At 59.4% G+C, this 23,428-nt stretch carries 20 protein-coding genes; 3 read left to right on the forward strand and 17 right to left on the reverse strand.

The genetic code is table 11. From position 1 onward, the window contains the following. Nucleotides 1-5: 5 nt before the first annotated feature. Together DMP17_RS07965 and DMP17_RS07970 are read right to left on the reverse strand one after the other, a co-directional pair. The gene (locus tag DMP17_RS07965; RefSeq protein ID WP_337828533.1) at nt 6-554 is read right to left on the reverse strand and encodes a DUF1465 family protein; all 549 of its coding nucleotides are present in this window, start codon (nt 552-554) and stop codon (nt 6-8) included. A gap of 143 nt (nt 555-697) precedes the next feature. Then, the gene (locus tag DMP17_RS07970) at nt 698-895 is read right to left on the reverse strand and encodes a YdcH family protein (protein WP_337828534.1); all 198 of its coding nucleotides are present in this window, start codon (nt 893-895) and stop codon (nt 698-700) included. 419 nt (nt 896-1,314) lie between these two features. Between DMP17_RS07970 and DMP17_RS07975 the strand changes: the two genes are divergently transcribed. Then, nucleotides 1,315-1,509, forward strand: coding sequence for a YdcH family protein (locus tag DMP17_RS07975; protein WP_337828535.1), 195 nt, complete (start codon nt 1,315-1,317; stop codon nt 1,507-1,509). A 216-nt stretch (nt 1,510-1,725) separates the two neighbouring features. On the opposite strand, the gene DMP17_RS07980 is transcribed toward DMP17_RS07975, so the two are convergent. From DMP17_RS07980 to DMP17_RS08025, 10 genes are all read right to left on the reverse strand, one after another. Continuing rightward, a complete protein-coding gene (locus tag DMP17_RS07980; RefSeq protein ID WP_337828536.1) occupies nt 1,726-2,157 on the reverse strand; it encodes a PilZ domain-containing protein in 432 nt (143 codons plus the stop codon). 326 nt (nt 2,158-2,483) lie between these two features. Further along, nucleotides 2,484-2,939, reverse strand: coding sequence for an RNA polymerase-binding protein DksA (dksA, locus tag DMP17_RS07985; protein WP_337828537.1), 456 nt, complete (start codon nt 2,937-2,939; stop codon nt 2,484-2,486). 872 nt (nt 2,940-3,811) lie between these two features. Beyond that, nucleotides 3,812-4,789, reverse strand: coding sequence for a hypothetical protein (locus DMP17_RS07990; RefSeq protein ID WP_337828538.1), 978 nt, complete (start codon nt 4,787-4,789; stop codon nt 3,812-3,814). 108 nt (nt 4,790-4,897) lie between these two features. Then, a complete protein-coding gene (locus tag DMP17_RS07995) occupies nt 4,898-5,866 on the reverse strand; it encodes a DUF1838 family protein (protein WP_337828539.1) in 969 nt (322 codons plus the stop codon). Continuing rightward, nucleotides 5,814-7,289, reverse strand: a complete 1,476-nt coding sequence (locus tag DMP17_RS08000; protein WP_337828540.1) for a flavin monoamine oxidase family protein — start codon at nt 7,287-7,289, stop codon at nt 5,814-5,816. The genes DMP17_RS07995 and DMP17_RS08000 overlap by 53 nt, the downstream gene beginning before the upstream one ends. A gap of 28 nt (nt 7,290-7,317) precedes the next feature. Continuing rightward, nucleotides 7,318-7,716 (reverse strand): c-type cytochrome, encoded by a 399-nt coding sequence (locus DMP17_RS08005; protein WP_337828541.1) that lies wholly within the window; start codon nt 7,714-7,716, stop codon nt 7,318-7,320. Nucleotides 7,717-7,756: 40 nt separating this feature from the next. After that, nucleotides 7,757-10,033 carry a TonB-dependent receptor gene (locus tag DMP17_RS08010; protein ID WP_337828542.1) on the reverse strand — a complete coding sequence of 759 codons (2,277 nt, stop codon included), beginning with the start codon at nt 10,031-10,033 and terminating at the stop codon, nt 7,757-7,759. A 41-nt stretch (nt 10,034-10,074) separates the two neighbouring features. Then, the gene (locus tag DMP17_RS08015; RefSeq protein WP_337828543.1) at nt 10,075-11,055 is read right to left on the reverse strand and encodes a hypothetical protein; all 981 of its coding nucleotides are present in this window, start codon (nt 11,053-11,055) and stop codon (nt 10,075-10,077) included. Next, nucleotides 11,052-12,707 carry a flavin monoamine oxidase family protein gene (locus DMP17_RS08020; RefSeq protein ID WP_337828544.1) on the reverse strand — a complete coding sequence of 552 codons (1,656 nt, stop codon included), beginning with the start codon at nt 12,705-12,707 and terminating at the stop codon, nt 11,052-11,054. Before DMP17_RS08020 ends, DMP17_RS08015 begins: the two co-directional genes overlap by 4 nt. A 101-nt stretch (nt 12,708-12,808) precedes the next feature. Next, nucleotides 12,809-13,786 (reverse strand): LytTR family DNA-binding domain-containing protein, encoded by a 978-nt coding sequence (locus DMP17_RS08025; protein ID WP_337828545.1) that lies wholly within the window; start codon nt 13,784-13,786, stop codon nt 12,809-12,811. A gap of 377 nt (nt 13,787-14,163) precedes the next feature. Between DMP17_RS08025 and DMP17_RS08030 the strand changes: the two genes are divergently transcribed. Next, a complete protein-coding gene (locus DMP17_RS08030; RefSeq protein ID WP_337828546.1) occupies nt 14,164-14,955 on the forward strand; it encodes an enoyl-CoA hydratase-related protein in 792 nt (263 codons plus the stop codon). A gap of 227 nt (nt 14,956-15,182) precedes the next feature. On the opposite strand, the gene hutU is transcribed toward DMP17_RS08030, so the two are convergent. The 4 genes from hutU to hutI all read right to left on the reverse strand — a co-directional run bounded on the left by hutU (nt 15,183) and on the right by hutI (nt 20,904). Further along, on the reverse strand, nt 15,183-16,865 hold the full coding sequence (hutU, locus tag DMP17_RS08035) for a urocanate hydratase (protein WP_337828547.1): 1,683 nt from the start codon (nt 16,863-16,865) through the stop codon (nt 15,183-15,185). Continuing rightward, nucleotides 16,865-17,671 carry an N-formylglutamate deformylase gene (gene hutG / locus DMP17_RS08040; protein ID WP_337828548.1) on the reverse strand — a complete coding sequence of 269 codons (807 nt, stop codon included), beginning with the start codon at nt 17,669-17,671 and terminating at the stop codon, nt 16,865-16,867. The genes hutU and hutG overlap by 1 nt, the downstream gene beginning before the upstream one ends. A 396-nt stretch (nt 17,672-18,067) precedes the next feature. Further along, nucleotides 18,068-19,603, reverse strand: a complete 1,536-nt coding sequence (hutH, locus tag DMP17_RS08045) for a histidine ammonia-lyase (RefSeq protein WP_337828549.1) — start codon at nt 19,601-19,603, stop codon at nt 18,068-18,070. Then, entirely contained in the window at nt 19,600-20,904 is a 1,305-nt protein-coding gene (gene hutI, locus DMP17_RS08050; RefSeq protein ID WP_337828550.1) for an imidazolonepropionase, read from the reverse strand. The genes hutH and hutI overlap by 4 nt, the downstream gene beginning before the upstream one ends. Nucleotides 20,905-21,031: 127 nt before the next feature. Here hutI and DMP17_RS08055 point away from each other — a divergent pair, with 127 nt between their 5' ends. Further along, complete coding sequence (locus DMP17_RS08055) at nt 21,032-22,399, forward strand: formimidoylglutamate deiminase (protein ID WP_337828551.1); 1,368 nt, start codon at nt 21,032-21,034, stop codon at nt 22,397-22,399. A 200-nt stretch (nt 22,400-22,599) separates the two neighbouring features. Here DMP17_RS08055 and DMP17_RS08060 read toward each other — a convergent pair whose 3' ends face one another. Next, complete coding sequence (locus tag DMP17_RS08060; RefSeq protein WP_337828552.1) at nt 22,600-23,373, reverse strand: arginyltransferase; 774 nt, start codon at nt 23,371-23,373, stop codon at nt 22,600-22,602. Nucleotides 23,374-23,428 lie beyond the last annotated feature (55 nt).

Here is a 23,428-nt window from a genome sequence, read left to right on the forward strand (position 1 = left end):
TGGCTCTAATAAGCTTGGGAAAGCCGCGCAAACAGATGATGGACGGGGCTATCGACCGGCGGCACCCCTTGGAGAAATTGCTCCTGCAACCGCAAGGTGCGTTTATAAAGCTGCTCGCTCGACACGATTAGAAGCCGCGCCTGATCGGGGAGCGAGGCGCAAATGCCCGCATCGCTCGGCACCGCTTCATCCAGCATCCGGTCATGCGCGCGCGCTTCGGCTTCGGTAATTTCGCCCGCATTTATCGCGCGTTGTGTCAACAGCCAGGCAATGATGTGCATCAGCCGCGTCGTGGTTTTCAGCGATTCACAGCTAAAGCCGATGCGCAATAACGGATCGAGAGTCTGGCGCTGTTCCAGCCCCGAACTTTCAAAATAAGCGCGCACTTCGTCGGCGAGCAGCATGGCTTCTGTATAGAGGCTTTCGATGACCGAGCGACGCAGCGCTACGGGCATGGCCGCAACAATGCCTTCCGCCTCCTGCCGGTCGAAACCGGAGCCGGAGCCGGATGATATGGCGCCGGGCGCGCCCTGATCGGTAAAATCATCCATCATCGCATCGGTCTAGTGCCTCTTTGCAGGACTCCGGGCAAGCAAACAAAAGCTAAAATAAGATGGTAAATTCCCTTTGTCCCAAAAAGGGTTAGTTTTTCCAAAGACTCCGCGCCCGCACGGCTGCCCCGCTTCGCTATAATCCTTCACGCAATAATATCGGGGAGTAACTGGTCTTCGAGCCAGCGTATCTCGTCCTTCAACAATAATTTGCGTTTTTTAAGGCGCGCAAGCTGCAACTGGTCGGGCACCCCGCCGGTGCCGAGCGCGTGGATTGCATGGTCCAGATCGCGATGTTCGACCTTCAGATTTTCCAGCCGGTGAAGGATTTCTTCCTGTGTCATGCCAACGCCCCCGCCCCGCGTTCCGACGCAGCGCCTCTCTCTTATGGCCCCTTATCCACAATGGCGGGTCGGCTGGCAAGCATTGGTGCGCGGGCCAAGCGCGAAGGTGGCACCAAGGATGCGCGACAAGCCGGCAAGAAAAAAACCAACGCCCCCACGCCTCGTCATGCCCGATGGGCGCTTTGTCGAAGGGGGCGATAATGGATAGAGACAAAGGCGGAAATATATGTTTCATTCCTGTTACAAGCTTGGTTGCGACTCACCCGAAAACGGGCGCTGCCACAGCTTGTCCATCGACAGTAAACCGGACGTATCAAAGGCCGCGCAAACAGAAAGGACAGGAAAGGACAGGCGCCGCTAACGTCACAGGTTCAGGGTCAAAGGCAGGGTATAAACCCGGCCTTATTAGGGATTTGCCAATGAGGGAATTTTTCCCCACCAAAGGAGTATTGCCAATGGAAAACGCGCATATCGCTTCTCTTCAAGCCAAACATGCAGGGCTCGATGCCAGAATCGCCGAAGAAGAACGGCGACCCAATCCGGACACAGCCGTGCTGAGCGATCTCAAGAAACGCAAACTTCGCCTGAAAGAAGAGATGGCCGCCGCCCATTGAGGGGCTTCCTTTTACGATAGCGGTCCATAAGGACAGGCCATCGCACCAGTTGCGCCGCGAGGAATTTTCTCGCGGCGTTTTCGTTTGGACCGGAGTGGTTGAGCCGGAGTCGTTGAGCCGGATTTAGTGTGCCTGATTCGAAAGGCCGGATTACGGGAAATTGGCACTGACGTGCCGGATGGCTTGCCCGCAAAGCAGAAAGCGGCTTTTCGCGCCTTAGAGCGGGCGCTTCAGATAGCGGTCGACCACTACCGGACGGAACAGATCGTCGCGTTTGACACCAATCGGGCGGCGCACCGCAAGCGGATCAATCAGCGTATCGAACGCCAGACCGAATTGCGAGGGCGACACCCATGCCACCCGTCCGGCGATGCGCCCCACATTGCGCAATTCGATTTCGACCGCGCTATCCTTGGCAATATCGCCCGCATAATCGGCCATCAACCCGCCCGCCGACAGGTTGCGCACGCGCACCGTCACCGGTTGCCCCTGCCCCGGCAGATATAAGACGCCTTGCATGAACAGGCTGTCACGATCCATTTCGCGCACCTTATCCGGCGCAGCCTCGGCTCCGGATGCCGCGCCTTGCGGGTCGGGCGAAACCGGTATTTCGTCCTCCTGCGGCGGGGTGCGGTCGAAATTGTCCATGATTCCTGTCATTTCCATGTGCAATAGCGTTGGGTGCAATAGCGCCGGAACTTCATGGTCCCGTGCAGACGGTATAACGGCAAACTCATTGTAAATTGGTAAACATCGCGCCGAAAAATGCAGGAAAAGCGGCGCGAACGCACAAAATATTGGCGCTGAAACCGTATCGTCCGCCCCCGCTCTTTCCGGTGAGTAACATGGACCGAAGCGCAATAGGAAACGGGGCGCACGCCCTGGCGCAGCCCCGTTCCTTAATCCGCGTCAAAAATAGAGCGGCCAAAATTGCCCGGCGCGTTAACTTTTGCCCGCGCCGGAGCCTCAAAAGGTTAATCGTCGCGCGACACCCGTTCTTGCCGTTCGTGGCGTTCCTGCGCCTCGATGGTCATGGTCGCAATCGGGCGCGCCTGAAGCCGGCCGAGCGAGATCGGTTCGCCGGTCACTTCGCAATAGCCATATTCGCCCTCGTCAATCCGGCGCAGCGCCGCGTCGATTTTGGCGATAAGCTTGCGCTGGCGGTCGCGCGTCCGCAATTCGATCGACCAGTCGGTTTCGGATGAAGCGCGGTCCGCAAGATCGGGCTCGCGCATCGGTTCATCCTGTAATTGCGCCAGCACCTGCTCGGCTTCTTCGATAATGGATTTTTTCCATTGCAACAGCAGCTTGCGGAAATATTCCAACTGCCGCGGATTCATAAATTCTTCGTCTTCACGCGGGCGATATTCGCCGTCCATTGCTTCGGTGGCCTGTTTGAGGCTGTCCAGTTCCAACGCCGTCTTGACCATCTGAAATCCTCAATTTCCTAAAAACACGCACCACCTTGTTTTGCGGAGTCGTATTTTTCCGTGCTGCCATTCGCTGGCTTGCGGCGGCCTATAGACAGCCGTTTCATGACGCACAAGCATTTCACGGAGGATAGAGCGATTTGCTGTAAAGAGGTGTGTAAATTAGCGTATATTCGTACCGGAAGCCCAAAGAGAATCACTTGGCGCACCGCTTCTGCTGCGCTAGCGTCGTTAACCATAACCATTAGGAATGGTGGCGCAATTCTGTTATGAACCGCGCCATTCTTCGTGCAATAATGGGACAATCACAGCTTTAGTGCCTAAAATCGTGAACATTTTACGTCACAGAGCTATGAAACACAGTTAACGGAATTGCACTGGACGCTAAGGTCTGTTCAGTGATGCGGGTACTCAGGGGGTAATGAGCTATGCTGATCTTGCGATCGGTCATTTCCGGCACATACCCCCGGAACCGATTTTGAAAGAGTAGTGATTATGTCAGTACGGATGGCTCTTGCTAAACTTTGTGCCTGCACTTGCGGCGGCGCGTTGATCGGCACCGGCGCGATGCAGGTGTCCGAAACGCCCAAGCCGCAAAAGCAGATTGCGTCCAAGGTTCAGAAGAAAAAAGCGCGCAAGCGTTATGCGGTCCGTTGTGTGACCAAGCGCACCGCGGCCAACAAGCGCCTGCCGATGTGCAAACGCACCCGCTATGTGAAAGCCAAGAAGCGCGCGGCAACCCGCTATGCAGCGGTCAAGCCGATCAAGCGTCCGCGCCGCGTAGTCACGACCCGCACCGTCACCCAGGGCATCATGCCGCGCACCGTGGTCTCGACCGCACCGCGCGCTATCCCGATGCCGCCCCCGCCCGTTTATGGCGGCGGTGGTGGTGACTGGAGCGGCAGCGGCGTTCCGATCATCATTGGCGGCAGCAGCGGCGGCGGCTGGGGCGGCGGCGGCTTCTTCGGCGGATTCTTCGGCGGCGGTGGCGGCGGTGGCGGCAGCGTCACGATCAGCACGACCGGCGGCGGCGGGTCGAGTTCTTCCTCCTCATCCTCCTCTTCTTCGTCGTCATCCTCCTCTTCGTCCTCGGGCGGCAGCGGCGGCACCGATCCGTCGACCACCACCACGACGACAACCACAACGACCACGAGCGGCAATACCGACAATAGCTCGACGACAACCAGCACGACGAGCGGCAATTCAACGTCGACATCGACGACCAGCGGCAACTCGACGTCCACCACGTCGACGACCAGTGGCAATTCGACCACAACGACGAGCGGTAACTCGACCTCGACGACCACAACCAGCGGCAATACGTCGACCACGACGACCAGCGGTAATGTGTCGACCACCGGCGGGTCTGTTACCTCGACGGGTGGCGGCTGGACCAGCACCAGCTCGACCACGACGACCAGCGGCAATGTGTCGACCACCACCAGTGGCAATGTGTCGACCACCACATCGACCTCGTCCACGTCGAACGGCAATACGACAACCAGCACATCGAGTTCGTCCAACGGCAACACGACCACAAGTTCGACCACGACCACAACGGGCGGCAACAGCACGACGACGTCGGGCGGCGGCAGCTCCGGCGATCCGTCCGAAGTGCCCGCGCCGCCGATGATCTTGCTGTTCGGCGCCGCCGCAGCCGGTCTGGTCGCGCGTCGCAAATTTATGAAGGACCGTAACGGCGCATAAATTATAACGACCAAGAATAACCGACGCCGGATTTCCATCCACGCTCCGGCCCGGATCAAGATTTGAAGCGGTTTGGTCCACGCAGCACTAGGCCAAACCGCTTCAAATCCTTTCAGGCGAAAGACGGGGTCGACCCCGAACATAACCGATCTTGAAAGCAGCATGTCCGCTCCCGCCCGGATATTGTGGTCCGGCATTGCCGTCCGATATATTGGCGATATGATGCCTCCATTCCATTCCTATCGTATATTTCACGCCAAGGGTGCGGTCAGCAGATTGGGATCACGCGCCATGCAATGCTGGACAAAGGCTTGCGGCAGATCTTCGATTGCATAGACATTCGTGCCCTCCGCGCGCCAGGTGAGCGACCCGTCCATATCGGCGGGCATAGCGAGCCAACTTTGCCATTCGGTCTGGCTGGTCCACGCATAGGTTGCCGGAATGGCAGGCGCGTCGGCGTCGAGCAAATCCTTGACCGAACAGGCCCAGCTATCCATCGTAAATTCGGTGCGTGGCTTTTTGGTGTCGGGCGGGGTCCATTGGGTAAAGCCGTGGCGCGTGACCACCGCACGGTCGCCGACCTGCACTATGTCAAGCTGCACGGGCTTGCCGAACACGCTTGATTTGAGGCCGAAATTGGCTTTGAGTTCAAGCCCGTTCGCGCCCAATATTTCGCCCGAAATACCGGCGCGGAACACCGGCACATCCACGGTCTTGCCGGTATAGGGGTTGGTGAAACGGTCCATGAAGGTGCCGCGTTCCAAATCCTTATAGAAAAGCCATGAACGCGATGTGGTTTCGATTTTGCCGTCCGCGCGCACGACCGAGCGGCGCACGCTGCACCCTTCATAGCCGTAAAGCCGTTTGCCATAATCGGCGATTTCCAGCCCGCGTCCGGCTCTCAGCCCGAACACCTGCCCCGCCGAATAGGCATAGATGGTGCGGCCCGAAAGGTCGCTTTGCAACCGCGCAAGGGTGCGCGCGGCAGGCATCGGATCGCGTAAAGCGCGCAATTGTTCTTCAACCGACAAAGCGGCGGGCAAAGATTGTGCTTTTGCACCCGCCGACAGGCTTGCCGTGGTCAGGCCTGCGGCTGCTGCCCCCATGCCCATCAACGCATGGCGGCGGTCCATCATCATTCCCTTTGTCATTGTCGCACCTTTTTTTTTAGAGATTTTCCATGATTTGCAGCGCCGCGCGCTCGCCCGATTCCATCGCACCTTCCATCCCGCGCGCGATCGCGGCGGTATGTTCGCCCGCAAAATAGAGACGGCCGACCGGCTGGTCGAAGGCAGCGGCAATCTTGCCGACCTGCCCCGGTTGCCAACAGGCATATGCGCCGCCCGCAAACGGATCGCGCTGCCAACTCCACATTTTGACCGGACGCAAAGCGCCCTTGGCAGCGGGGCGGATGCGCTCGACATCGGCCAATATCGCCGCAACCGCATCGTCGGGCTTCATCCGGTCGAGCCGGTCGGCGGCAAAACCGTTGGCAAAGGCAAGGAAGGTCGTCACATCATTGGGGTCGCTGCCATATTGGAGGCCCATGAAGCGCCCCGCCAGCGTATCAGTCCAGAGCGATGGCGGCAGGCCATCTTGTTCCCAAAAGCGCCGCGTCGGCACGAAATGCACCTGGAACACGCGGTTATAGGCGATGGTATCAATCGCATTCTGGGCAAGAGGCGGAAGGCCCGGTTCAATCTTGACCAACCGCAAAGCGGAGGCCGGAATGGTGCAAACCAGTGCCTTGCCGCGAAACCGGCTTCCGTCGAGCGCGACAGCTTCGATACCGGTTGCATCGCTGCGGATGCCGATAATCTGGCGGCCGAAATGGATCGGGCCTTTGACGGCTTTGGCCATCGCTTCGGGCATACGCTGGTTGCCGCCGACGCTGGCATAGACTTTGCCGTCGCCTGCCATCACTTCGGCGTTGCGCCCGATATGCCACATCATGATGGCCGACAGGTCGTGCGCAGAATTGCCGTAACTGGGGTTGACCGAATAAGCGAGGTGGAGCTGTTCCGGCGTCCACCCTCTTTCGGTCAGCACGGCGGCTACCGAGCGGTCGAATTTCTGGAACGCAGGGTCACGCCAGCTTGAAATATCGGGGAGTGGATTATCGCCGAGCAAGGCGGTCGGACCGACCAGCCAAGGCGGCGTTTCGCGCATCTTGCCCGCATAAGGATTGACCGCCGCTTGCGCCCAGTCGGCAAGCTTGACCGTTTGCCCGCGCACATGGATGGCGGTGTTGGTGTGGCTGCTTTCGGTGCGCGGACGATGGCCTTCAAACGCAACATTCAATTCGCGGCAACGGTCGACAAGCCGGGCATAGCCGCTGCCAACCCCGCTGCCCCCTGCTTCGGGATGGCCCGGCACATCGTCCATCGTATAAAGCCGCCCGCCGACGCGCGTGCGCCCTTCGACCAGCGCGACCTTATAGCCTTGTTCTTCGAGCAGCAGCGCCGCCTGAAGCCCCGACAGCCCGGCGCCAAGGATGATGACATCCGCCTGCTCCTGTGTCGCAGCCCGTGCGGTGCCGGTGCGCAGGAGCGGCAACAATGCCGCCGCTCCTGCCGCCTGCCCTGCCAATTGCAGCGCAGAGCGACGGGTTACGGGCCCCGATCCTGTCATCTTGGTCCCCATATCTTGGCTCCCATATCCAGGACTGCCATTATTTGGCTTCGCGTTTGAGATAGGTGATAATCGACGCGCGGGTCGCCGGATTGGCATTGCCGCCATAGGCCATGCGGTTGCCCTTCACATGGGTAGCGGGGTTGGTAATCCAGCGGTCGAGTGTCTGATCGTTCCACACAATTCCCGACGATTTAAGCGCGTCGGAATAGCGGAAATCGGAACGCATTGTTCCCGCCCGCTTGCCGAACAGGCCGTTGAGATTGGGGCCGACCTTGTTAGGCTCGCCCTTCTTCACCGTATGGCAGGCGCGGCACTGAAGCCATGCTCGCGCGCCATTGTCGGGGGCAGTCTGGGCCGGAGCCGATGCCGGCAACGCCATCGCACTCAAGGCGATAGCTCCTGCGGCAACGACAATGGCTGAACAGCTTTTAATCACGATAACTCTCCTGTGATGGGGCGCCTTTGCGGTAGGCGCTTTAGAATTTGACGGACGCCGTAATCCCGGCGCGGCGCGGGGTGAGCAGCGTATAGGCAAAGGCAAAGGGGATGCCGCCTGCGGTCATGTCGCGATAGCGCTGCGCCGCCGCAAAGCCTTTGCGGTCGAACAGATTTTCGACGAACAGGCTGACGCGCAGATCATCGCTTTCCGCCGACAGCCGCGCATTGACGAGCAGATTTTCGCGCATCCATGCCAGATTGCTTTCATCGGTATAACGGCGGCCGACATAGCTCATATCCGCGCGCGCGATGATGCTCCAATCCTGCCCTACCGGCGTCATATGCGACACGCCGAACGAGCCTTGATATTTGGGGAAGCGCGGCGCGCGGTGGCCCGACGCATCGGGATTGCCCGTTACCTGTTCGATATAGACCGAATCAAAGCTGGTATATTTGGCGTCGGTATAAGCAAAGCTGCCTTCGAGGCGTAGGCGCGGGGTCACGGCCAAATCCGTTTCAATTTCAAGCCCGCGGATACGCGACGACCCGCTATTGCCTGCCACGTCAAGCTGGCCCACCTGATTGGCCGCATCGCTTGCCGAACGGAACACCTGTACGCGCGACACCTGATCAGCCCAGTCCATCTGATAGGCGGCAAAATTGGCGGTGAGCTTGCCGTCAAACCATTTGGTCTTGAGGCCAAGTTCATAATTGTTGAGCCGCTCTTCATCGAGCGCGACCGTCACGCCATATTCGCTTTCGATAAAGGCGCGCTGGGTGTCGCTCAGCCCCGCAATATTGGCGTTAAACTGTTTGGGTTTATTGCCTTGGCTGAAAATCGCATAGGCCATGATGTCGCGCGTCGGCTTCCAGTCGAGAATGACGCGCGGGAGCCAGGCTTTGGTCTTGCCATTCAAGGTGCGGCGCGCGGCATTTTGCCCGCCTTCATTAGTCACATCATCGCTCTGCCAACGCAATTCACCGCTCAGCGAAAGATTGTCGAGAATCTTGAAGGTCGCCGAGCCATAAAAAGCGAGATTTTCCACCCGCGCAATGTCGGGCGTTTGCCCTACCGGCGTCACGGTAAAGTCGGGCCCATAGGAATAGACCGCATTTTGCGAAAAATAGCCGTCGTAAAAATAAGCCCCGACCAGCCATGTCAGCCGCCCGCGATCAGGCGAGGCGAGCCGCAACTCATAGCTTTTGTCGTTGAACGTCTGGAAGGTCGCAATGCCATAAAGCGGCTGCGCGGTCAGATCGGCGTCAATCACATCGACATTGTCATCCGAATATTGCGCATAGCTGCCGGTCAGCGAATAGCCGCCGCCAAAGTCCCATTTGGCCTGCGCGCTGAACATATCAGCATCGCGGTTGAAGCCGAATTTGGTGAGGCCCCAGCTATTTTTGCCGACCACCGTATTCAGTTCGAATTTGCGGATGACGGGCAGTTCGCCGCAATAAAATTTGCGCTTGCCGGTGCCGAACGGGCCGCAATTCAACTGGCTGGCGCCGATTTGCGCCGAAGCAATCGGGCCGTCATCATCCTGTATATTGATATAGCGCAGCTTAATTTCGAAATTATCGACCGGCCGCGCGATGAGCGAGACATTATAGCTGGTGCTTTCCTGTGCGCCCAGCCGCACCCCGCTCTTATTGTCGCGGAACGGACCGTCATTATTATAATAGCGGGCGGAGGCCCGGACGAATAATTTATCGTCGATAATCGGCACCGAAACGCTGCCTGCTATTTCCTGTTGCCCGCTGGTAATCGCAGTGCCGGTGACGCGCGCTTCGAAACGGTTGGTTGGCGCTTTGGTGGTAAAGTTGATCGCGCCGCCAAATGTCTGGCGTCCGAAAAAGGCGCTTTGCGGGCCTTTGATGACTTCGACCTGCGCAATATCGTTAAAGTCGAGCGACTGCACCGTGCCGGGGAAATAAACGCCATCGACAAAGAAGGAGGCGTTTTGCCGCGTCGGATTATTGGTGTTGATGTCGAGGCCGCGAATCCGCGCCGCGCTCCCTTGACGCGATCCCGAATTTTCAAAGTGCCAGCCCGGCGTGAACTGGGTGAGCTGCTCGACATTGGCGATGCCGGCATCTTCCAGCTTTTGTGCGCCGACAGCGGTAATGCTGAGCGGCACATCCTGAAGCGATTCCGCACGCTTGCGGGCGGTGACAACAATGTCGTCGCTCGCCGCATCGGCAACCGCCACCGGTTCTGCTGCAACTTCCTGTGCCGCAACCGGCATCGCCGCAATGGTAAGTGCGGCCAAACTGGTCGCCACGGATAAGGTGCGAATGGATAATTTTTGCATTGATACTACTCCCCTTTTATTCAAATCTTTGTTTTCAAATATTATTTCCGGTCATCCTTGCGCGCGTTACAGCTTGCGGCGACCCAGCCCAGATTGAGGGTGATATTTTCATTGGCGGTGTCGGTGGTGACGATGGCGACCGAACTGGGCGCACCCACTTCGCGTAAGCGCAGCAGCAGAAACTCGCCGCCCGACCGGTAATAAGGATAGCGTTGCCGCCGCAGTTGCAGTTGATAGCGTTTGCCGTCGCGCGGGCTTTCGACCTGCATCATGTCGCCGAGGTCATGCCGCCCCTTAAAGCTGTATGAGCGGTCGTTGGGCGAGCGTTTCAGATAGCTGTCGGCGAACATATCGACCGAACAGTCAAACGGCCGCGCCTTGTAAAAAGCGACCGGGCCAAGGGACGCGCGCGCTGGCGTGGAAGCCGCACCAACCGGTGTGCGCAGGCGCGTATAAACATCGGGGCCAATCCATAATGTTTCGCGCACCGCCCGTGCCGCAGAACCGCCCGCAAGTGCGCAGCCCGATGATAGAGTGCGTCCTTCCACCTGCGCGCCGCGCCGTTCGAGCAGCACATCACAATCTGGCATGAGCGTGAGTTGGCTACTGGTTAGCGCCGCGCCTTCACTGTTCTTCCCGTTGATGCGGAAATAGCGCAGGCGGATGCCATCGCGCGGCTTTTCGGTCTGGAACGCAACCACATGGTCGGCGAGCACCGCATCGCCGCGCGTTTCGACGACATGGAAGGCGGGAAGGCCCAACAGGCTGTCGGGGAGCCGCTTATGCACCGCATGAAAGCGGGCGTGGCGTGCATCGGCTGGCGTTGCCGAACGCGGATCCGTTTCAAACCAGATTTGCAGGTCATTATCGAACACGCCTTCAAACCAGCCGAGCAGCAGGTCGAGGTCGCGCGCATTGCGGTCGTCGGTCAGCCCCGTGGGCGCATTGGCCCACAAAGGCGCGGATGCAGGGGTAGCCAGCGCCGTTGCCGACGCCAGCAAAAGAGCGGAGAGCGGTTTCACAAAAGTTCGACCACTTCCAGCGCAACCCGCTCGCCCGATTCAAACGCGCCTTCCATGCCGCGTTCCAAAATGGCGGTATGCTCGCCGCAAAAATGGGTGCGGCCGTGGCGGTCACGCATCAGCGGAGCAAAGCGTTTAATCTGGCCCGGCTGCCAATAGACCCAATCGCCCGACCCATGCGGATCGCGGTGGCAGGCCTGAATGGTGATGGGTTCGAGCGCGCCTCGGGTTGCAGGCAGCACCTCGGCGAGCGTCTTCATCGTCCAGTCAAACACCTGACGATCACTCATGAAGCTGAATTTAAGCGCCTGTTCGCCATTGATGAACGCAAGGCCGACATTGGGCATCTGCCCTTCGGCGACGCCCCATTCCAGCGAGGCAAAGCGTTCAATCGGCGTATCGGTCCAGAGCGAACGCGGACTGTCCGCGTGCGGCCACCAAGGCTTCAGATATTTGAAGAAAACCTGAAGCGACAGGCCATAATCCACTTCTTCAATCGCGCGCCAATGTTCGCCCTTGATCGGCGGATCAAACACGATGTTGCGCAATATTTTGAACGGCGCGGAGCAGACGACTTGTTTGGCTTCATAGCGCGTCCCGTCCGCGCAGCCGACTTCGACATGATCGCCCCGTTCGGAAATCGACACGACCGTCTTGCCGAACAAGACCGGTTTTTGGAGCGCATCGACCATCGCCGCGGGCAACCGCGAATTGCCGCCTTCGATCATCAAGGCTTCGGGCTGCCTTTTGTCCTTGGACAATTTGGTATTGAAATTGCCGACATTATAGCGGCGCAGTTCATGGAGCGCCGATGTCGTATCGATCCGCCCGGTATGGATGACCACATCCATCAACCGGATCGCCTCGTCCGAAAGCCCGCGTGCGCGCAGATAGTCGGAATGGGGAATGTCGAGATGGGCAAGTTCCGGGCTGAGCCACGCATCAAGCGGTAAATCTGCCAGCGGATTATCCTTGTTCGACAGTATCGGCAGCATGGCGTTGGGCAAAATCTTGCGGTCATCGCCGACCAGCGGGTTCAGCTTATGGTCGGGCCATTCGGCCTCGCGGATCGTTTCCCCTCGAATATTGAACAGCCATTCGCGTTTGATATTGCTGCCACGCGCGGGGATGATTTTCATACCGAGCGATTCGGCGCGGTCGATCATGCGCGCATAATTGCCACCGATGAGCTCGCCCGCAGCTTCGGGACGGCCCGGCACATCCATCAGCGTATAAACGCGCCCGCCCGAGCGCTGGCGACCTTCCAGCACCTGAACATCCGCACCCATTTCTTCGAGCAGCAAGGCGGCATGGAGGCCGGACAGGCCTGCACCAATGACAAGCACATCGGGGCGGCGTTTCGGGCCTTTGCTCTGGCCTTTGCCCTGTGCTTTGGCAGCAGCCAAGCTTTTGGCCCCCGCTGCGCTCGCGGCCAAGCCCGTTGCCAACAGCGCCGATCCGCTGCGGATAAAGCCACGGCGGCTGAAACCGTTTCCGGTAGCTTCACCATGAGCAGGTGCAATCTTGTCCAAGCCTTCCGGCTGTCCCTGCTGGCTGTGCGTCTGTTTAACGTCCGTCATTGAACCATTATCTTTTCTGAAAATTCTCTCCCGAATGGGCGGCATATCTGCCCGATTGCCGACGAAAGGCACGCAAAACAGGCGACAATTCGGGAAATAAAAATTCGCGAAACAGGCCTGTCGCGAATTTTATGGTGTGTTTGAAAGGCTTCGACGCACCACTAAGGCGTGTCTCAGCCGGGGCGGCGAGCGAGGGTTAACAGGACCGTATCGCGATTGGGTGCGCTCACCGGCAGGCGGCGCCCGTTGCTGAGCAGGACGCTGGCTTTGGTAGGTGTGCTTTCCAATTTTTCGACATGGGCGCCCGCAACCCAGTGCGAGCGGTGGACTTTGAAGCCATCCTTGTCCTTGAGGCACTCCAGCGCCTCGGAAAAGCTGCACCGGAAACGCATATCCGCGCCGCTTATGTCATGGACGCGCACATAATGATCCTCCGCCGACACCGACACCAGCGCGCCGGGGGCAAGGCTTTCGATATAGTCGCCAAGGCTGGCAGCGGACGAGGCCGCCGCCGCGTCGCTATCCCCTGCGCTCCGCTCCGCAGGCGTCGGTTGCGCTATGACATAGCGCACCGCCAGCGCGCTCCCGAGCCACAGGATCACGAACGGAATGAAGGCAATCTGCCAGTCGAGAAAATTGCGCATACTATCCGGCACCGCCAGCGCGATACGATCGGTGGTCAAGCCGAAATGCCCGGCGAACAGCCAAGCCGCGCCGATGTTGAGCGGGCGGAAAATATTGATGCCGATAAGCGCGATGACACAATGGCGCAGGATAAACCATGAAAGCCGCCGCGGCTCGCCCAACAGGCGGCGCACGCCCAGCGCAACGAGCGAGGTTATCCACCACAGGCTCATCGTCACAATCAGCCAATAGAGCATCCCGACCCAGCGCGCGGGCCAGGGCTTTATCATGCCGACGCCATTCCAGCCGAGAATCAGCGCAAGCCCCAAGGGCAGCACCAGCAGCGCCACGAGATTGGCAAAAAACCGCCGCCGCCCGACAGAGCCTTGCGCGCCCGCAATACGCGTCACCACCGCGTACCCCGCACCCGCCCAATCTGAACGCGTCCAGCCGGAACGCGTCCCTTCGGAAAGCGCAAAGCCGCCCTCGCCCGGTTGCACCATCGCTCTGCCCACGTTGCGTTCCATCATCCTGTCCAGCCCGTGCGCGCTGTCACCCAGCCGCGCGGCCCGCTCCCTTCTCTCTACGCCTACGGACACTAGCCCCGCGCACAGAGAAAACAAGGTTGTCCGGACAAATATTCAATATCGGGGGTAAGGCGCTGCGATTGGGAGGAGGATTTCCTCATTCAACCCGGTCGATGGCGCCAGATATGGTAGGATTACAGGGCGGATTGCACGGGTTCCGGGATCGCACCCTAGCGGTGGAATTTTATCGCTTCCGTCACATTTGCCGTCTCACCGTGAAGATATTTGTGTCAAAACGCGCGGATTCGGCGCTTGCATGGGTCGATTATATGTGCCTTAAATAGTGGGTTCACGTTTACGTAAGAGGGAATAAAGGCATGAGCGCATTTGAAATGATCCGGGTCGAACGCGACGGACCTTTATTGGTGATAACGCTCAACCGGCCCGAACGGTTGAACGCGGCCCCGCCGCAAATGTTCGAGGAAATCAGGGCCGCCGCCATGCTCGCCGCCGATGATGGCGCGCGCGCGGTTTTGATTACCGGCGAAGGGCGCGCTTTCTGTTCTGGCGCCGATCTTGCTAGTAATGCGAGCATGGCAGGGCCGATGTCCGACCATATATTGAAGGCGCTCAATGAGGGCTATAATCCGGTAATGATGGCGCTTGCCGCGCTTCCCATTCCGATTGTCACCGCCGTCAACGGGGCCGCTGCGGGCATCGGGTGCAGCCTTGCGCTGGCGGGCGATTTCACCATTGCCGCCAAGAGCGCCTATTTCCTGCAAGCCTTTGTCAATATCGGCTTGGTGCCGGATGGCGGATCAACCTGGATGCTGCCACGCCTTGTCGGCGTTGCGCGCGCGATGGAGATGGTGATGCTGGGCGAACGTATCCCCGCGACCAAAGCCGCCGAATGGGGCCTTATCTACAAAGCGGTGGAAGATGACGCTCTGCCCGCCGAAGCGCGCGCGCTTGCAATGCGGCTGGCCAACGGGCCGACCTTGGCATTGGGCGCAATGCGCAAATTGATGCGCGAAGGCCTCGACAGCAGCTACCCCACCGCCCTCGCCGCCGAAGCTGAAGCACAGAGCAAAGTGTGCATGACAGCGGATTCGATGGAAGGCACAGCGGCCTTCCTGACCAAACGCCCGGCGAATTTTACGGGGGCGTGAGGAGGCCGATGCAGAGAGCCGACACCTTCCTTCTGCCTTGATGGGAGAAGGATATGGAGTCTTATGACCCAGAGCGAAGCGACGGGGAATTAGGCGGAGTTGGATGAGGGTGTTCCCTCAGCAAAGCTCGGCGCTAGACGGAAAGATCACCCTCAGCCAGCTACGACTAGGCAGCAAGCTGCCAAGTCTTCACATCCTTCCCCCATCAAGGGGGAAGGAATATTTGTTCACCCCAATATCGCGGGCAAATCCAACCCTTTTTCGCGCGCGCAATCGCGGGCAATGTCATAGCCTGCATCGGCATGGCGCATCACGCCGGTTGCAGGGTCGTTCCACAACACGCGGGCGATGCGTTCATCGGCTTCTGCGCTGCCATCACAGCAAATCACCATACCGCTATGCTGCGAATAGCCCATGCCGACGCCGCCGCCATGATGGAGCGACACCCACGTCGCGCCCGATGCGGTGTTGAGCAGCGCATTCAATAGCGGCCAGTCGGATACGGCATCCGACCCGTCCATCATCGCCTCGGTCTCGCGGTTGGGCGAGGCAACCGAGCCGCTATCCAAATGGTCACGGCCGATAACAATCGGCGCGCTCAATTCGCCGTTGCGCACCATTTCGTTGAAGGCGAGGCCGAGCTTGTCGCGCAGTCCCAAGCCGACCCAACAGATACGCGCGGGCAATCCCTGAAACGCAATGCGTTCACGCGCCATGTCGAGCCAGCGATGGAGGTGCGCATCATCGGGGATAAGTTCCTTCACCTTAGCGTCGGTCTTGTAAATATCTTCCGGATCGCCCGATAGCGCCGCCCAGCGGAACGGCCCCACACCGCGACAGAAAAGCGGGCGGATATAAGCGGGCACGAAGCCGGGGAACGCAAACGCATCGCCTAAGCCTTCGTCAAACGCGACCTGCCGGATATTATTGCCATAATCGAGCGTCGGCACGCCGGCGTTCCAGAAATCGACCATCGCTTTGACTTGCACCTTCATCGAGGCTTTGGCCGCTTTGGCGACGGCGGCCGGATCGCTTTCCCGTTTGGCGCGCCATTCGGCGACGGTCCAGCCTTGGGGCAGATAGCCGTTGACCGGATCATGCGCGCTGGTCTGGTCGGTGACAATATCGGGCCGCACGCCGCGCGCGACCAGTTCGGCGAATATATCCGCCGCATTGCCGATGAGGCCCACCGATTTCGCCTCGCCCGCTTTGGTCCATTGGTCGATGAGCGCGAGGGCTTCGTCCAGCGTATGCGCCTTTTCATCGAGGTAACGGGTGCGCAGACGAAAATCGACGCGGGTTTCATCGCACTCGACTGCCAGACAGCACGCCCCCGCCATCACCGCCGCGAGCGGCTGTGCGCCGCCCATGCCGCCAAGGCCACCGGTCAAAATCCATTTGCCGGTGAGGTTGCCCTCATAATGCTGGCGCCCCGCTTCGACAAAGGTTTCGTAAGTGCCCTGCACAATGCCTTGGGTGCCGATATAAATCCACGACCCCGCCGTCATCTGCCCATACATGGCGAGGCCCTTTTTATCGAGCTCGTTAAAATGCTCCCATGTCGCCCATTTGGGCACGAGATTGCTGTTGGCGATAAGGACGCGCGGGGCATTTTCGTGGGTTTTGAACACGCCCACCGGCTTGCCCGATTGGACCAGCAAAGTTTCGTTATCCTCCAGCCGCTTCAACGTATCGACGATGAGGTCAAAGTCGCGCCAGGTCCGCGCCGCGCGGCCAATCCCGCCATAGACGACCAGCTCATGCGGGTTTTCCGCGACATCGGGATGGAGATTATTCATCAGCATCCGCAAGGGCGCTTCGGTCATCCAACTTTTGGCGTTGAGCGCCGTGCCGGTCGGCGGAGTCACGGTGCGGCTGTTATGGCGGGGGTCGTTAGCGGGGTCAGTCATCAAAGGGCTCCTGAAAGGGCAAGCTGTTCGAGGCGGGCAAGGATGGTCGCGAGCCCCTTTTGCAAGGGTCCGGCTTTCACCGCATCAAAGGCAAAGGGCGGGTCGAGGTCCATATAAAGATCTTGGGCAAGTTCCATCTGGATGGCGTGGATGCCGTCGTGCGGGCGGCCATAATGGCGCGTGGTCCAGCCACCTTTGAAGCGGCCATTGACGACCATTGTCCGGCCGGTAGCGGCGCAAATTTCAGTGCACGTCTCGGCCACCACCTGTTCTATCGCAGGCGCGCAGGTCGTGGTGCCATTGGTGCCGATGTTGAAATCGGGGAGCCGCCCTTCAAACAGGAAGGGCGCGACCGGACGGATCGAATGGCAATCATAAAGGATAGCGATGCCGTGCCGCGCCTTGATGCGTTGAAGCTGGGCCTCCACCGCCGCATGATAGGGGCGGTGCCAATCGGTGATGCGCCGAGCCACTTCGGCGGCATCGGGCGCGTGGCCGTCCTGCCAGATAGGCTCTCCATCAAAGTCGATGGTCGGACAAATTTCGGTCGTATTCTGCCCCGGATAGAGCGATTGCCCCGAAGGGTCGCGATTGGCGTCGATCAGATAGCGGTGGAAATTGGCCGCAACCACCGTGGCGGACGGGAGCAGCCCTTCGTAGAGCCGCCCGATATGCCAGTCCGCATCCGCCAGCAAACGCCCGCGCGCGTTCAACCGGGTGCTTATTTGATGGGGCAGGTGCGTCCCGCCATGCGGCATCCCCAAAAGAATCGGGCCATCGCCTTTTATCGTAGAAACTGTCGTCAAATCGTCACAAATCCTTATTTTTTCAACTAAATCAATGTTTACATTAACATTTACATTCGTTTACAAAATCTATATATAGCGGTCCGGCAACACATATCTCCGCGGGGCAAAGATGAATTATTTCTATGCGCTCATCGCATATGGTTTTTTCAATTTAATACTGGCAATTCTGATAATTAGATTATCTCCATACTCTGACATATCTATTCGCATCAGAAGAAACCTTGCAATGATGTTGCTCTTGCCAATATTTATTGTTTTTCAAGCGGTTGTTAAAGTCGCCAAGTTAGCAAAATCCCTGTTTATTTTCTTATTTGAATTTCTATCGGGTCGTAGAGTTTACCGGCGTAAATATTCATATGTTTATAATTATGGCAGTGAACAATCTCGTCCTAGTCAACGCCGCGCCACGCAAACCAGACTGACCGAGGATAAAGTCCCGGACGAAACAAGAGCTGCCGACGATTCCAAATCCGGCGCCAAATAACGATCTTCTTCGAGCCGCGCCGCGCAGTCTCGAAGGGCCGCTATCGCTGCCTGCAATGGCGCACTGGTGGTCAAGGGGGCACGAAATTCTATCCCCTGCGCGGCGCACAAAAGTTCGACGCCCAATATATTGGACAGGTTCGCGTTCATCCGCATGAGGCGCCGCGCACCGTGCGCGGCCATCGAGACATGGTCTTCCTGATTAGCGCTGGTGGGAGTGGAATCAATCGCGCAAGGGTGGGCGAGATGCTTATTCTCGCTCATGAGCGCCGCTGTTGTAACCTCGGCAATCATATAACCCGAATTCAGCCCCGGCGCGGGCGTCAGGAAGGGCGGCAGGTCAAAACTTAAGGTCGGGTCTACCATGAGCGCGATGCGGCGTTGGGCAATAGAACCGATTTCGGCAATGGCGAGCGCAATCTGGTCGGCGGCGAACGCGACGGGTTCGGCATGGAAATTACCGCCCGACACAATGCGCCCTTCATCAACCAGCACCAGCGGATTGTCGGTCGCGGCATTGGCTTCGATTTCAAGCGTGCTGCCTGCTTGACGCAGCAAGTCGATACATGCGCCCGTCACCTGTGGCTGGCAGCGGATGCAATAAGGGTCTTGCACGCGCGTATCGCCTTCGCGATGGCTTTCGCGGATGACCGAGCCTTCCAACAAGCCGCGCATCGCAGCGGCCACTTCAATCTGCCCGCGATGCCCGCGCAATGCGTGGATTTCGGGAAGCAAGGGCGCGGTCGATCCCATGATCGCATCGGTCGACAGTGCCGATGTGACGATAGCAGCCTCCGCATTAGTCCACGCATCGAACAGACCGGCGAGCGCATAAGCGGTGCTGAACTGCGTCCCGTTGATGAGCGCCAACCCTTCCTTGGGGCCAAGCGTGGTGGGCGTAAGGCCCGCCGCCTTAAGCGCCGCATCCCCGGCCATGCGCTTGCCGTCATAAAGCGCCTCACCCGATCCGATCATGACGGCAGCCATATGTGCAAGCGGCGCCAGATCGCCCGACGCGCCGACCGACCCTTGCGCGGGCACCAGCGGGGTCACGCCCTTGGCCAACATGCCTTCGATCAGCGTCACAATCTCCCAGCGCACCCCCGATGCGCCGCGCCCCAAGGACAGTAATTTGAGTGCCATCATCAGCCGCACAATCGCCGTTTCGGTGGCCTCGCCCACGCCGCAGCAATGCGACAAGATGAGGTTGCGCTGGAGCGTTGCAGTGTCTTCGGACGGGATCGAAATGCTCGCCAATTTGCCGAAGCCGGTGTTAACGCCGTAAACTGCAACATCGCCCGCCGCGACCTTGGCGACCGCATCCGCCGCGCGCTCCACCGCCGGTTGGGCGGCGCGGTCAAGCGTAACTGCCAGCGATCCGCGATAGATTTTTTCCAGATCCTCCAGCGTCACCTTGCCGGGGGTCAATGTCATGGCTGCGGTCATATATGTCCCAAATCCTGTCCGTTAAAATAGCGTTTGCAAAGGCGGTTCTGCCCCAATTGATAAGCGATGGCCGCGCTGTCATCGACATCCCAAAGGCACAAATCCGCGCGCATCCCCAGTGCAATCCGGCCATTGTCCGCCATGCCGAGCGCCTTGGCCGCATGGACGGTGACGCCCGCGAGCACCTCGTCGGGTGTCAGGCGGAACAGGGTCGAGGCCATGTTCATCGTGAGGATGAGCGAGGAGAGCGGCGAGGTGCCGGGATTATTGTCGGTCGATACCGCAATCGGTACGCCCGCCGCGCGCAGCTTGTCGATGGGCGGCAGTTTGGTTTCGCGCAATGTATAAAAAGCACCGGGGAGCAAGACCGCAACCGTGCCTTGCGCCGCCATCGCCTTTATGCCGCTATCCGACAGATATTCGAGATGATCGGCGGAAAGCCCGTCAAACTGCGCAACCAAAGCCGCACCATCCATGTCCGAAAGCTGTTCGGCGTGCAGCTTGACCGGAAGGCCGAGCGCGTGCGCCGCTTCAAACACACGCTGGGTCTGGTCGCGGGTGAAACCAATATTTTCGCAAAAAGCATCGACCGCATCGACCAAACCAAGCGCATGGGCTTCACGCAATCCGGCAATGCACACATCGTCAATATAACGGTCCGCCTCCCCCGCATATTCGGGCGGCAAGGCGTGGGCGGCAAGCCAGGTCGTGCGGATATGGACGGGGCGGATATCGGCAACATGCCGTGCGACCCGCAGCATCTTGATTTCATCGGCGACGGTAAGACCATAGCCCGACTTGATCTCGATGGTGCCGACCCCTTCAGCCAGCAGCGCGTCGATGCGCGGCAGGCTGACCGCGAGCAGCACATCATCATCCATCGCGCGTGTCGCTTTGACGGTGGAGATGATACCGCCGCCTGCCCGCGCTATGCCTTCATAGCTTGCGCCTTCCAACCGCATCGCAAATTCGCGCGCGCGGTCGCCGCCGTGAACGATATGGGTGTGACAGTCGATCAGCGCAGGCGTGAGCAGGCGACCTTCTTCATGTTCACGCGGCCATTGCTGATAGTCGGCGGGGAGGTCCGCGCTAGCGCCGACCCACAGGATACGGCCATCCGCAATCGCCACCGCGCCATCTTCGATTATGCCGGACGCACCTTGCGCCCCATCCATCGTCGCGACGCGCGCATGGGCGATGACAAAAGGCGTGGCGTTGGCCGCCATCAAGCTGGTCTCCTGCATGAAGTTGAGGCCCCGACCATAGGAGCGTTGCGCGACGCGGGCAATATTGGTTTCCATAGAAACCGAAACTCTCTAATCCGTCACATAACTTGTTCCCCCGCGCAGGCGGGGGCCAAGGGCAGCATAGCGCAACCCAACACTGGATCCCCGCCTTCGCGGGGAAACATTCGGGTAGGAATGATAAATGACCAGCATGACCATCTTTGCCGACACCGCTTTATTACCCGAAGGCTGGGCGCATAATGTGCGCGTTGCGGTTGCGGATGGCCGCATCACCTCCGTTACGCCGAACAGCACGGCAGAGACGGGCGATACCCGCATTTCCATCCTCCTCCCCGCACCGGCCAATATCCACAGCCATGCGTTCCAGCGCGCGATGGCGGGGCTTACCGAAGGGCGCGGGCCGGATGCGTCGGACAGTTTTTGGACATGGCGCAAGCTCATGTACCGCTTCATGGAGCAACTCGGCCCTGATGATGTCGAGGCGATTGCCGCCTTTGTGCAGATGGAAATGCTCGAAGCAGGCTATGCCGGGTCGGTCGAATTCCATTATCTCCACCATCAACCGGGCGGCGCGCCTTATGCCAAGCTGGGCGAATTGAGCGAGCGCATTGCCGCCGCCGCCGCGACCAGCGGGATCGGCCTCACGCTCGCGCCGGTTCTCTACCAATATGGCGGCTGTGACCAACGGCCCTTGAATGAGCGCCAAGTCCGCTTCGGCAATGATTTTGACCGTTTTGCGCGGTTGTGGGAGGAGGCGCGGGCCAGCATCGCTGCCCTCCCTGCCGATGCGCGCATGGCCGTTGCGCCGCACAGCCTGCGCGCGGTGGGGCCGGATAGTCTTGCGCTGTGCGCCGCCCTCTCGCCCGCCGACCCGATGCACATCCATATCGCAGAGCAAGTGGGCGAAGTGAATGAAGTCGTCGCGGCTTGGGGCCAGCGCCCGATTGAATGGCTCTATGACCATCAAGCCGTGGATAGTCGCTGGACGCTGATCCACGCAACGCAAATGGAACCACACGAAACCGAAATGGTCGCAAGCTCGGGCGCGGTCGCGGGGCTATGCCCGATCACCGAGGCCAATCTGGGCGACGGGATTTTCGACGGAGTGCGCTATTTGGGCGCAAACGGGCGCTTCGCCATCGGATCGGACAGCAATATCCATATCAGCCTAGCCCATGAATTGCGCGCGCTCGAATATAGCCAGCGCCTGCGCGACAAAGGCCGCGCGATGCTCGCCACCGAAGGCCGTTCGGCAGGACGGTTGATGCTCGAGGAAGCCGCCAAGGGCGGCGCGGTATCGAGCGGGCGCGAAAGCGGCGCGATTGCAGCAGGCAAACTCGCCGACCTGCTGGCGCTCGACGGCAATGCCACCAATCTACTCGGCCGCAGCGGCGATCAGCTCATTGATAGCTGGATATTCGCAGGCGATGACAGGCTTGTCACCGACGTATGGAGCGCCGGACGCCATCAGGTGCAAGACGGCCGCCACATCGCGCGCGCGGCGATTGAGAGCGAGTATCGGCGGGTGCTGAAAAAATTGGTGGGATAATGAACGCCCCTCCTCCTTTAGGGGAGGGGCAACGAAGACTTAGGAATTTGAAGCGTAGCTGAAAATTCTTAGTCGTAGTGGGGTGGGGTCTGTCGGATTGCCCCATGCTATACGGATAGACCCCACCCCACTTCGCCTAATTCGCTACGCTCACAAGGCTCCGTATGCCCCTCCCCTAAAGGAGGAGGGGCCATAAAATCTCACAACAACGCCAACTGCGCTTCGGGCATCGCCATTTGTGTGCCCTCGAACCGGCTCCAGCCTTCAGGCCCCAGCCTTTCCAACGGTTGAAAGCGCATTTTATATTCCATCCGCTTTGCGCCCTCGACCCAATAACCCAGATAGACATAGGGCAAGCCCACATGCGCGGCGCGCTGGATATGGTCGAGGATGATGAAGGTGCCGAGGCCGGGACGCGCCTCTTCGGACGCGTCGAAAAAGCTGTAAATCATCGACAGGCCATCCGCCTGCCGGTCGGTCAGGCAAGCGCCGACCAGCTTGCCGGGGCGTCCATCGACAGAGGATTCACGATATTCGACCACATAGCTGTCGACCGAACTATGCTGCACCATGTCGGCATAGTCATGCTCGTCCATATCGGCCATGCCGCCGGTCGGGTGGCGCGCGGCGAGATAGCGGCGCAACAGGTCGAATTGCTCCTCGGTCGCCCACGGCTTGCACGCGGTCACTTCAAGGTCGGCATGGCGGCGCAGCGTCTTTTTCTGGCTCGCATTGGGAACAAATTTATTCGCGACGACGCGCACCGAAATACAAGCCGAACAATGGAGGCAGCTTGGACGGTAAGCGACATTCTGGCTGCGGCGAAAGCCAATGCGGCCCAGCGCATCATTCAACTCCACCGCATTGGGACCGTTCAGTTCGGTAAACACCTTGCGCTCCAGCTTACCCGGCAAATAGGGGCAAGGGCTGGGGCTGGTGACAAAGAATCGGGGAAAACGAAACGGGGCCGTCATGCTACGCTTTCAATCCTCCACCACCCACTTGCGTCAAGCCTTATTATGGCGCGCC

The organism is Pseudonocardia sp. TMWB2A, assembly GCF_017312135.1.

Bases quoted from the DNA above. Each gene is read 5' to 3' on its own strand.
- DMP17_RS07965 (WP_337828533.1), bottom strand. From the start codon at position 554: ATGATGGATGATTTTACCGATCAGGGCGCGCCCGGCGCCATATCATCC.
- DMP17_RS07975 (WP_337828535.1), top strand. From the start codon at position 1,315: ATGAGGGAATTTTTCCCCACCAAAGGAGTATTGCCAATGGAAAACGCG.
- DMP17_RS08010 (WP_337828542.1), bottom strand. From the start codon at position 10,033: ATGCAAAAATTATCCATTCGCACCTTATCCGTGGCGACCAGTTTGGCC.
- DMP17_RS08000 (WP_337828540.1), bottom strand. From the start codon at position 7,289: ATGGGGACCAAGATGACAGGATCGGGGCCCGTAACCCGTCGCTCTGCG.
- DMP17_RS08060 (WP_337828552.1), bottom strand. From the start codon at position 23,373: ATGACGGCCCCGTTTCGTTTTCCCCGATTCTTTGTCACCAGCCCCAGC.
- DMP17_RS07970 (WP_337828534.1), bottom strand. From the start codon at position 895: ATGACACAGGAAGAAATCCTTCACCGGCTGGAAAATCTGAAGGTCGAA.
- hutI (WP_337828550.1), bottom strand. From the start codon at position 20,904: ATGGAAACCAATATTGCCCGCGTCGCGCAACGCTCCTATGGTCGGGGC.
- DMP17_RS08055 (WP_337828551.1), top strand. From the start codon at position 21,032: ATGACCAGCATGACCATCTTTGCCGACACCGCTTTATTACCCGAAGGC.
- hutH (WP_337828549.1), bottom strand. From the start codon at position 19,603: ATGACCGCAGCCATGACATTGACCCCCGGCAAGGTGACGCTGGAGGAT.
- DMP17_RS07980 (WP_337828536.1), bottom strand. From the start codon at position 2,157: ATGGACAATTTCGACCGCACCCCGCCGCAGGAGGACGAAATACCGGTT.
- DMP17_RS08030 (WP_337828546.1), top strand. From the start codon at position 14,164: ATGAGCGCATTTGAAATGATCCGGGTCGAACGCGACGGACCTTTATTG.
- DMP17_RS07990 (WP_337828538.1), bottom strand. From the start codon at position 4,789: ATGTTCGGGGTCGACCCCGTCTTTCGCCTGAAAGGATTTGAAGCGGTT.
- hutU (WP_337828547.1), bottom strand. From the start codon at position 16,865: ATGACTGACCCCGCTAACGACCCCCGCCATAACAGCCGCACCGTGACT.
- dksA (WP_337828537.1), bottom strand. From the start codon at position 2,939: ATGGTCAAGACGGCGTTGGAACTGGACAGCCTCAAACAGGCCACCGAA.
- DMP17_RS08025 (WP_337828545.1), bottom strand. From the start codon at position 13,786: ATGGAACGCAACGTGGGCAGAGCGATGGTGCAACCGGGCGAGGGCGGC.